This is a genomic window from Nocardia sp. CA-084685, from assembly GCF_050955785.1.
Taxonomy (GTDB): Bacteria; Actinomycetota; Actinomycetes; order Mycobacteriales; family Mycobacteriaceae; genus Nocardia.
Genome location: NZ_CP192095.1, coordinates 202,245 through 214,502, shown reverse-complemented (window position 1 = coordinate 214,502; position 12,258 = coordinate 202,245). Strand labels below are relative to the sequence as shown.

Annotated in this window: 1 protein-coding gene (cut by a window edge); it reads left to right on the top strand. The window is 65.9% G+C overall.

Translation table 11 applies throughout. The features are described from left to right. Positions 1-12,258 carry the final stretch of a DEAD/DEAH box helicase family protein gene (locus tag ACQP2U_RS43060; RefSeq protein WP_433717244.1) on the top strand. Its footprint begins 18,435 nt before the window's first position, so the window shows 12,258 of its 30,693 coding nt (coding positions 18,436-30,693); its start codon lies beyond the left edge, outside the window; it ends in the stop codon at positions 12,256-12,258.

The window sequence follows — 12,258 nt, the reverse complement described above, 5'->3', positions numbered from 1 at the left end:
CCGCAGCACGAACCCACCCTCTTCGACGACGTGGCTGCCAACGAGCGCCCCGCCACGGTGGCCAGCGACAACACCACCACAGCGACAGCACCCGACGCCGATGATCATCGACAACCCCAACCCGCCGACAGCGGCCTGCCACGAGTTCCCCAAGGGGAGAAGTTCACCCCGACCGTACAGCAGCAAAACGCCTACGACGCTGTCCTGGCCGGACAGGACGTCGAGACTTCGCCGCAGCCCCCGGCACCTGTTGCGCGCGACCGCGATGCGGCCGAGAGACATCGGCAAGCCGCGAAATGCTGGGCTAAGGCCATCAGTTGCCTGAACACCGGGAGTTTCGACCTTGCGCGCTCGATGGTGGACTCGGGCGAACGCCACGACCAGGCCTGGACCTCGGCGGATGGCCGCACATTCGCCGATCTACGGGAACTCATCGACCGGATCGAGCCCGCCGCGGCCCTGGTGGACGCGGCCGCCGCCGACCCGGAGCTGTCCCGGTTCGCGGTCACCGCCGACGAGTGGACCTACCCGGTGTTCGCGGCCACTGCCGCCGCGCAGGCACTCACCCGATATGCCAGCGACCCTCCGCCGGCCTTGGACGAGGTGACCGGCGCATTGGCCGACCTCGCGCGTGACGACGCGGTCGTGCACGGCCACTTGGCTGCTCAGATCGCGCACCGGGCGTGGACGCGTCACCAGACGGGCAGGTACGGCGGCGAGTTGTCCGCACCGATCGAGCTAGATCCGCGGTTCGAGTGGTTCGCTGGCGTCCGCGACACCGACACCCCCGTTGTTGACCTCTACGCGGGCGGACAGCAGTACTGGCTGGTCGGTGAACGCCAAGGCCGCCGCGTCGGCCGGGTCCTGCTGCGCCGCGCAGGCCAGGAACCTGTCGCGGTGGGGTCCAAGCCTTTGATGAGTTTGGGCGAGCTGGGGGAGATGCTGCGCCGCGACGCGCGTGCCGTCGCCGCCGAGCAGGCCGAACTCGAAGCCGCCCACCGGACCGGGGAAACCGTCGCCTACAGTCCGCGGCCCGCCCCGGCCGCGTTGGAGCATCGCCGCGACCTCGCGGGGCTGCCGTACCCAGCGCGCGAGATCGCCGCCGCCGCGGCCGCGTGCGGATGGCGGCCCACCCGGCTGGCTGGCTCCCTCGACACGGTACAGCTGCACCTGCAAGCCGAACTCGACGCCTACCAGTGGGAGTTCAACCTCGGCTGGCCCGTCGATGCCCTCGGCGGTTCCGCCCGGCCGGTGTCCGGGTACACCATCGTCGGTATCAGCCGCAATTTTGCGGCACCAGACCTGGTCGGCGTGTTGCGGGTCATTCAGGCGACCGACACCAGCCACAACCTGGCCGCCCACTTCCGCGCCAAGCAGCAGCTCGCCGAATACCAATGCCACTACGCGCGCAGCCAGGTTGCCGACAGCGAGCGACGCGACCCCTACGAGATCGCGCTCTGGCAGGCCAATGTGCTGCGGTGGGCCGCCGAACTCGCCGTCAGCGGCGACGACCACAGCGCCCGGCCCGAGCTTGAGCACGCCGAAGCCGAACTCGCCCGCGTGCACCGCGCCGCCACTATCCGCCACGCCCTGCTCCGTGCTGTGCAGGAAAACACCCCAACCGGGCCCGTCACCGCACTCACCCACGAAGCGGGTCGAGTCATCGACGACGTCGTCACCGCACTGGTGCACGACAGCGGAAGGTTATCGTGGCAGCGAGACCGCTACATCGACATCGTCACTGATCTACTCCCGCAATCCCGTCGGGCAGCGGCCATCACAGCACTCGACGAATTCACCGCCACCGCACCCGTCGACCACGACCACCCACCGCGAGCCGATGAGGTACCCGAAGGCAGCAAAGATCACGAACCCGCACCCGATGCCGAGCCCCCGCACGAAGCCACCGCCGCGCCTGCAGACCCGCCAGCCGATCCTGCGGCCACCGGAGATCGGATCCCCGCCAACGGGCAGCCGGAAGACGCGCCCGCCGACCCGGACCTGGCAGGGGTGGCAGCGTCCGTCGACGGTCCTGCCCACCTAGCCGCCGCGACCGAGGAGCCGAGCCCCCCGCCACCACCCCCGGGGCGGCGGGCTCATTCCGAGCATGATCCCGCCGATCTGTGCCGCGCCGTCGTCGCACCGGCCACCCTGGAGTTCGTCCTGTCTGCGTTCAGCGACTGGTCACCAGGACGGGTGATGACCGACGCCGCCTCCACCGCGCTGGATCAGATCAGCCCGCAGTGGCTGCACAACCTGCTCCGCCACCGCGGATTCCAACCTCTGGGGACTGCGGGTTTGAGTGGGCAAACATGGGTCGGCCCGGCAGGGAATACCCTGACAGATGTCCCGCACAGCAGCGACAACGACCGCTACAGCGGGCTGGTCACCAACATCCTCACCGAGTTGGCCGGTGATGTGCACGTCGCTGCGGACTGGCGGGCACGCGTCGACACCGAGCAATGGGCCGACGTTGTTGCCGACCTCGCCGCAGCCGCGCGATTCGACGAGCTCGACCTGGCCTGGATCCGCTGCACCATCGAAGACCACGCCCACCGATACCGGCATCTACCTGATGTCAGCCGCTACCTGGCTGTCGAAGGCGAACACTTCCAGGATTTGCGCACCAAACATGGTGTCGACGCGGTCGCGGCGGTGGTGTCGACCTACCTTCGGGTGCGTCGCGCCGACGTGCTCGACTGCACGCCCGCGCAGGCCGAGGATCGCCGCGTCCACCGAGAAGCCCAGGGCAGCGCTTTCCGTCGTGAGGCGATCGAAGCCTTCGATGTCCTCGATTTCGGTCACGCCCGCATGATGGTCACCGCCGCCCAGCGAACCGACCCGCTGTGGCCTGGGGATCCGCAGTTCCGGTCCTATCAGCAGCTATTGCAGATGCTCGCCGAAACCGCCCCCGAGGTCGAGGCGCTGGCGGTGGCCGCCGCCGCGGACCCCGTCATGGCCGGTTTCGCGTCCGCGGCCCCACCGTGGACGTACTGGGACTACGCCGCCACCGCCGCCGAGCAGGCCCTCACCGATCTGGCCGCCACCGATGATCTCGGTGTCACCGATGAGCGCCGGCGTCAGACGCGACGAAACATCCTGGCCGCATCAGAAGAGTCCGCTGTCGTACGCGCCGAGTTGAGGCATCGGATCATATTGCGTGCGGTCGACATTCAAAGTTCAGGCCGCGCCGACGTCCATCTCGAGCCGATGGGCTTGTCAGACATCCATGAGCGTTTCGTCGGCGTCGTCGGTCACGCTGAGGACGGCACACCGATCCTCGGCGTCGATGCCGGTGGGCACCGCTACCGGCTCATCCCACAGTTCACCGGCCGTCGAGTCGAGGTGCATCACCAGGATGGCCCGGATCTGATCGAAGTGACCAGGTCAGGCGACGACACCATCGGCGCGGTGATGGCGCGGATCCGCCACCATCTGCGCACCGATGCCGCCGCCATCGAAGCCGATCAGGAAGCGGCAGCCAGAGCAGGGACCGACAGGGGTTACTCACCGCGTCCGACGCCAGATATCTATGAGCACCGCCGCGAGTTGGCGGGGCTGACGTTCCCGGTCAAACAGATCGCCGCCGCCGCCCTCGCCTGCAGCTGCCAGATCGAGATTCTCAGCGACGATGACGATTCGGTGACCCTTGTAATGCGCGGTCGCGGCGACGACGAGCAGTGGCAGCACGTCCTCACCTGGCCCACCGAACCATTGGGGTCGCCAGGCGGGTCGGGCGGCGACATCGATTACGGGACACCCGATCTGGTGTCGGTGTTGCGGGTCCTGCAGTCCTTCGATCCCGCCCAGGATCTGCTCGCCCATTTCAGCGACCAGCACCGCGCCACCGTCGAGCATCAGCAGGCCTGCCACATCAGCGGCCGGATCGCCCGCAGCGACATCGACACGGTCGATATCGCGGTCGCCGAGGCAAACGTCCTACGCATCTATGCCGTGCAGGCCAGCCGAGAACCGGGCGAGGAATCAGCACACAACGCCGACGCCGTGGCCGCCGAGACGAACCTGACTCGCGCCCGGCGGGTGGCGCACACTCGCGCACTCCTGCTGGAAGCCTTGAGCACCAAGGGCGTACCGATCGGCCGCGAACTCGACCAAGCCATCAACGAGGCGACCCAGCAGCTCGCACACCAGGCGCCGCCGAACCCGCAGTGGCTCGAGGAATTCACCGACACCCTGGCGACGCTCGGGATTCCGGCAGACCGCCAGCAGCGTGCCCGGGATGCCCTGACAACTCTGCCGACCGAAGCCCAGACAGGCGCCGTGCTGGCGGAGGACTCCGAGGTCGTGACGCCCGACGGTGAGGGGATCGTCGTTGCACTGCACACCCCGGAGAACGGCGCCGCTGTTGCGCTGGTCCGATCGCCATCCGGGACGCGGTCGTGGTCGTTCAGCGAGTTGACCCACCGCGATGGATCGCCGATACGCCTGGTACAGCAGGAGGATCGCGTTGCGCGTCACCACGCCCAACTGGCCGCGGCGCAGAGCCGGGAGGGCGTCGTGTTGCGCGGCGGTTATCGGCTGGTTGGACTGGACCTGTCAGCTGGATACGGCTGGATCCACGACGCCGCCGGGACGCAAGTCGCCCACGTACGTGCCCGTCTCGGCGACGACGGCCGCCGGCACTGGTGGGTGCAATGCACCGATGGCGGCGCACCCTACGCCCAGACGTATCCGGATGACTCGCGGCCCGACCAACCTCACGGTGCTCTGCGGGTGGCCTCTTGGACCGACTGGTACTTCCGTTCCAGAGACACCGCGCACGGCCCAATCCTCCCAACGCAGGCCCGGCGGACGGTAACCCTGACCTTGGCGCGGGTGCGCGAGCTACGCGCACTCCCGCTTCCTGTCTCGCCGATCACCGGTGAGAATGTTGCTGCCCCGGATTGGCACGACCACTGGCGGCGGTATGAGCTGACCGTGGACCAGATGACCACGCTTGCCGCCGCTGCCCGCACAGCGTTGGCCACCACGCCTGATGACACGGGGGAGCACCGCCGCCGCAGGCATGTACTCACCGCCGCTGCCGAGCAACTGGAATTCCAGGCGTACGACACCGCCCGCGCTCGCGCGACCATCCCTTCACCGGGCGAGCACGACACCTACGACCGCCCGCACATCGCGCGTAGCCCCGACCCGACGATCGTCGATCTCGACGCCCTCGACAACGGCGCCACGGCGAGCGCGACAGTCGACGAACCCATGGCCGAGCGATCGGCGATCTCCCCACCGACCCCGCCACCAACGCTGCCTGAACCCTATGACGTGGTCTATCCGTCGGAGCTGACCGAGTTGGTCGCTACCGCCCATCGCGAGGGCTGGCGGATGCGGTTCCAGTGGCGACACGGCCTGGACCGACCCGCCCCGAGGATGCCGGTTGTCTTCTACACACCTGGCGACGATTCGATCCGGATCCGAGCAGTGTGGATCCACCGAGACGGCCACTACCTCTACGACCCCGACGAAGCTGAGATCAAACGCCTCGGCGACCGCGACCCACGGCGAGGGTTCAGCCTCACCGACCTCGACCAAGCGCTGCGCAACCTGCATCCGGACAGCGGCGAATCCGTCCGCACGGCTCCGGCGGCCTCCACAACCATCGAGGACCTCACCGCCGCCGTCGCGGCGGACTCACCACTGGTCCGTCTAGCTGAACTGCGCGATCCGGACCTGTATCGAGTCTTCGGCGACTTATCAGCTGGGGCGGTCGAACAGCCCGCATCCGACATCGCCACAGCGCACACCAGCACCGGTGACGAAGTCACCACTGAATCAGCAGCCCGGGATTCGGCCGAGGAGCCGCACGAGCAAGCGCCCGTCATCGACGACGATAGCGACACCACACCCGATGCCGACACCGAAAACCTCTCTGCACCAGCACCTGCGGCTACCCTGGACGAGCTGCTCAGCCAGACCGTCAGCGCGGCAACTCGTGATCCTTGGCTTGCACAGGTCGCCGCGACCAACGGTTATGCCCGATTCGCCGACAGCGACAAGATCGTCGATGAGTTCGTCACCGACTATCTGTACAAGCGGCTGGACACAGCCGAAAAGGACGGTGACCGCAGCACTTTCGAACTCGTCCTGCAGGTATACGACAAATCCGACAGCCGTCTTCCGGAACTGATCAGCCGCATCGTCGATGAGGTGTGGAACCAGCTGCCGATGGCACCGCGATACCCCCTCATGCAGCCGATCGCAGCCGAACCCGACACCGGCGACGACCTCAACCAATCGCGCCTCAGCGAGGCGACGGGCACAACCACCGCCACAGCCGTCTTGGACGCCGCGAACTCTTCTGCACGTGTCGGGTCATTGACGCAGGTGCACGACGGCCATGATGGTCACGATGACACCGGAAGGAATCTCGATGCAGATCGGCAAGCACGGTCGCCTCGCGTGGAAGTACTGGCGGACCTATCGACCGCAGGCGCTGAGCGAGCTGGAGGATCCAGAAACCTACTTCTACAGCCTGGATCTGAGGATCCGCGAGCAGATCGGGGCGCTGACCGATCAGCTGCTGGGCCAGTACTCGCCGATCGAACAGACGAAGATGCGGTCCGCGACACACGCTCAAGCACAAGAACTCGTGTACACGGAGATGATCTATCTACCGCAAGAGCCAGGAACCGAGGATCGGGAAATGTAGCCGACCACTCACCGACAGACCCCGAACAGGCCCTGCCGCTCACTGCTGACGAACGCGCACAGCGCAATATCGCCGCGTTGCGCGCACTACGGCGACTACAACACCAGAAGCGCCCCGCCACCGCCACCGAACGCGACGAACTAGGTCAATTCCTCGGATGGGGTGCACTGTCGGCGATCTTCGTCGACGAACCCACCCGCGCGGCATACGATTCGGTCGCCCAATTCGAGCGCGCCAGACAACAGTGGCACAAGCTCGCCACTGAACGCACCCAGATACGGCAGCTGCTCACCGACAAACAATGGCAGGCGGCCAGCGACAGCATCCGCACCTCCTACTACACCGATCCCGCCCTAGTGAAAATCATGTGGGCGGGTGTACTGGCGCTGGGGTTCGACGGCGGCGAGTTCTACGAACCTGGTTGCGGCAGCGGCACATTCATCGCGGCTGCCCCGACCAGCACCACAATCCCGACCACCGCCGTCGGTGTCGAGAACGAACCGACCAGCGCGGCGATCGCCGACTACCGGTTCCCCGACGCCACCATCGTCGCCAAGGGCATCGAGGAATATCGCGTCAAAACCGGTCGCTTCGCCCTCGCGATCGGCAACGTGCCCTGGGTCGATGTGAACTACTACAGCAAAGACGACAACCCGCAACGCAAACACGCCCTGCACAACCTCGCCATCATCACAGCGACGCGCGGAGTCCAGCCCGGAGGAATAGTCGCACTCATCACCACCCGCCACACCCTCGACAACGAGGACTCCGCCGCCCGCAAGGCCATCCACCGCTACGGCGACCTGATCGGCGCCGTGCGACTACCCGCCCGAGTCCATCGCGCCACCGCAGGCACCGATGTCGTCAGCGACATACTATTTCTGCGCCGCCGCGACGAAGCCGAGGAGCCCGCGGCCGACAACTCATGGCTGGCCTCCGAACAGGTCGTGCTGCCCGGACACGAGCAGCCGCAGTGGCTGAGTTCCTACTTCGTTGCCCACCCCGAGCAGGTGGTGGGTCGAATGCATGTCGCCCCAGCAAGATTCAGGCACGAGCTGACCGTCACCGCCGACGCAGACCTCGACATCATGCAGGAAGTCTGGAACGCGGTCGCCCGGATCACCGACCCCGTCCTTGCCATCGAGGACGAGGCAGACGAAGACGCGGAACCGCTCGCAGATGGCATCCTCGATCTCGACCGCGACGGCAACCCGACCATCATCGAAAACGGTGAACCGGTCGCCCTGAACATTCATCCCGATCACCGCGACCAGCTCGTCGCCCTGATCCAGATCAAGAACCAAACCAACGAGCTCTACGCCGCCGAAACGGCCACCACGGTGATGGGGGAGACCCCCGAACTGGCGGCACTGCGCACCACACTGCGCGAGGCGTTCCGCGCCTACCGGGCGACCTATCCGCCGGTGAACAAGCCCGGCCAGCATCGCATCTACACCCCCAAGGAAGCCCGCGCTCGCGCCAAACGCGACGGGATCCGCCCGATCCCCGACGCATGGAAAGTTCCCACCGCCTTCAGCTACATCGAAGACGACCCCAGCGCGGCGCTGCTGTTCGGGCTCGAATCCTACGACGAGCGCACCGGTCAAGCCGCTGAGCAGCAGGTGCTGCATGACCGCATCCTCGAACGCCGTGAACTACCCACCCACGCCGATTCCATCGAGGCCGCGGTCGCCATCGCTTTGGACACCGACGGCGAACTCGACATCGACCGCGTGACGAGCCTGTTGAAGACAAGCAAGCTCGAAGCGGCAGTAAAGATGGAACAGGCTGGCCTGGCCTACCGCTCCCCAGGTTCACCCGGCACATGGATTCCCCGCCACTTGTACCTGTCAGGCAATGTGCGGGCGAAACTAATCGCCGCACGCGCGGCCGCCGACCGTGATCGCACCTATCAGGTCAACGTCGCCGCCCTCGAAGCGGTGCAGCCGGTCGACCTGGACTACCGAGACATCCGGTTGCGTGTCGGCGCGACATGGGTTCCACCCGAGGTATACGCCGCGTTCCTCCACGAACTCGGGTTCGCCGAAGCGACCGTCGAACACGCCGGGGGCACGGTCTGGGACATTCAGGGCGCCGAGACCGGGCTGCTGGCCACGACCACGTGGGGCACTTCCGCGCGATCGGCCCAAGACCTGTTCAGGGCACTGCTGACCAAAACCGACTCCGCTATTCGGGTCACCCACACTTTGCCGTCAGGCAACATCGTCGAAGACCGTGAGGCCACCACAGCAGCGCGTGAGAAGGCGCGCCGCTTGGCGCAAGCCTTCGACGGATGGGTATGGAAAGACCCGCAGCGCCGCGAGCGGCTCGCGAGGATCTTCAACGACAAGATCAACTGTCTGGTCGAGACCGGCCATCCTGATGGCCCGCTGGTGCTGCCCGGCCTGGTCAGCGACTGGACGATGCGCCCGCATCAGAATTCCACGATCCGGCGCATCCTCGCTGAACAGACACTTGTCGACCACTGCACAGGAGCAGGCAAGACCGCGGTTTTCGCCGCCGCGGCCATGGAACTGCGGCGCACTGGCCTGGCCAAAAAACCACTGATCGCCGTCCCGAAGAACCGGCTCAGAGAGTGGGTCATCGACTTCCGCCGCCTGTACCCGAACGCGAAACTGCTCGCGATCAACTCCACCGACTTGGGGGTGCGTCGAGCGAAGTTCATGGCTCGCGTCGCTGGCGGGGACTGGGACGCGGTGGTTGTGACCCACGGAGCATTGAACCGGCTCCCCTTGCGTAAGGAGGCCCAAGAGGCCTACATCAACCGTGAGCTTTCCGGCATTCGTGCACAGCTCGTGGCCGCCAAGAACTTCAAGATGGACGCCGACACGTTGCGCCGAGTGGGCAACGCGATAGATACCGCAGAACAGCGGCTCAGGCAGCGTATCGCCACCAACGTCGACGAAGCAGTGTCGTTCGAAGACCTCGGCATCGACTACATCTTCTACGACGAACCACACGAGGACATCAAGAACCTGCTCACTCCGTCGGCGATCCCTGGTGCCGCGATCATCGGCTCGGCGCGTGCCACCAAGGCGCACATGCTGATCGACTACGTGCGCCGGACCAGCCGCACCGGTCGGATCGTGAGCTTCGCGACGGCGACACCAGTCACCAACTCCATCACCGAGACCTATATACAGGCGCGGTACTTGGCTCCCGAGCTGCTCGAAGAAATGGGTCTGGACACCTTCGACGTATTCGCGGCGAACTACGCCGAGGTCAAGACCGCGCTGGAGCCCGGACCTCGCGGCGAGGGCTACATCATGAAGCCGCGGCTGGCGCGGTTCCTGAATGTGGCCGAGCTGATGACGATGTATCGCCGCTTCGTCGATGTCCAAACCGAGTCCGACCTCAACCTGCCCCTGCCCACCATCCGAATCGGCGATGACGGGCAGCCCGGCGAGCGGATCGTCATCGAAGCCGCGGAAGGCCAACTCACCTACATCCAGTCATTGGTTCATCAACCCTGGATCAACCAACAAGGGGGCACTCTCAAGGCACTCGGCGAAGGCTTGCGCGCCAGCACCGACATGCGTCTGGTCGGCGGCGACCTCGCGGACGGCAGCAAGCTGCCGATGTTGATCGAGAACCTTCTCACCCTCTACCACGAGACCAAGGACATCGTCTATCCGGTCTCGGCCAAGGACCTCACTCCCCAGCCTCTGCCCGGCGCCTTTCACGGGGTGTTCCTCAACGACGGCACACCGGGGTCGGGTGCCCAGATACCGGTCAACCTCTACGAGTACGTCCGGGGACAGCTCGTCTCAGGCGCGGACGGCCGTTGGGCTGGTGTGCCGCGGGAGAAGATCAGATTCATCCACGAAGCCCGGACCGATGCACAAAAGCAACGGCTTTATGCTCAATGCCGTAACGGGGAGGTTCTGTTCCTCATCGGCAGCGACAAGATGATGGGCACTGGCCTCAATGTCCAGGACCGCTTCTACTCGGTGCATCACGTGAGCTTTTCCTGGACCCCCGCTGCTCTCACCCAGGCAGTGGGCCGCATGAAACGCCAAGGCAATCTCAACTACCCCGATGTGCCTGGCACGCCGAACGAAGTGCGCCGGTTCTTCTACATCACCGCAGGCACGTTCGACGAGTTCCGGCTCACCACTCTGCTGCGGAAGGCATTCTTCACTGAGCAGCTGAAGAAGCGTGGCTGCAAACTGCGTGAAATCGACGACCTTGGCGAGGAAACTCTCACGTTGGCTACGCTCAACGGCGCGGCCTCCGGTGATCCCGCCATCGAGCAGCGCTCGAAAGCGACCGCCGCGCGGGGGCATTACGAAAGTTTGGCACGCATACACGACGAAGACGCAGCGAAGAGTTCCTTACTACTCGGCAGCCGCGAGCGATACCTGGCCGCTGCGGTGCCGACCGCAGCGTTGATGCGGGCGGCTGTGGGCCGTCGTCAACCCACCAACGGCAAGAAGTTCGTGATGGCTGTCGATGGCCACGAGTTCCGAGACCGCGCGGAGGCTGGAGCAGCGTTGCGGGCGCGGCTGCAGCAGGTAACTCACGACGACCTCGCTGCAGGTCCGATCGAGGTCGGTGTCCTCGGAGCACTGCCCGTGCAGGTCGAGTCGACCGCCGGGGGGAGTGTGCGTCTGAGTTTCGGTTGGCAGGTACCTCAGGGGGATCGCTGCCCGTGGTGGGATCCGTGGACCGGAGTGCCGACGGACGGCCGCAGCCTGGTGATGGCGCTGGAACGGGTCCTATCCAAGCTCGACGGGGACCTCGCCACGATCGACCGATTCATCGCCAGCGACTCCGAAGAGAGAGACTTGCTGGCCGCCGAACAGACCGGTGAGAACCACTATCGCGTGCTCGCGCGATCGAAGGAACGTGAAGAAACCCTGCTCGGTGAGCTGATCATCGCCAACCAAGACAAGGCAAGGGTCGCCGCGGAGGTGAGGCGTCTGGAGAAAGAGCAACAGACCAGAGCGGCCGCATCCATGAAAGATCCCAAAGCAGCAAGATCGAAAGATCCCAACGACGTCACACCGCCTCGGCGCAGCGCGCCTACCGCGAACGGCGCCGATCCAGCACCACCGACGCCCCAGCAGAAGCTTCGCGAGAAGCGGGAAGAACTCGAGCAGCTGCGCGCGGAGATCGACCGGCTGCACACCGCAGTCGAGGACGAGCACACCCTGCAGCAGCAAGCGATGATCTCCGCAGGTTTGATCTCACCGGACACCGGTGCCGACCCTGACAACCAGAAAGAGCTTGCGCCACCGGGGATTTCAGCGGCCACCGCAGGACACTGCGCCCCGCCCGCGTGCACGGCAACCGAGACCCTGCCCGAAACACTGCACACACCGACCGTTGTCCTGCTCAGCACCCTCGACACCACCTCGGCCGCCACGGACTCCGACGACCACCACATCGTTGATGCGGACACCGCCGCACTGGTACGTGACCAGGCGGGGCTGGCCGCGGCCACCGCGAGTTCGCCCGCACACCGACAGCAGCCACGATCAGCCCGATGCGAATCCGGCATCAGCGCACCGGAATTGGCCGCTGAAACGACCGTTGACGCCGTTGCTGGACCAGTCAGTGGACTGTGA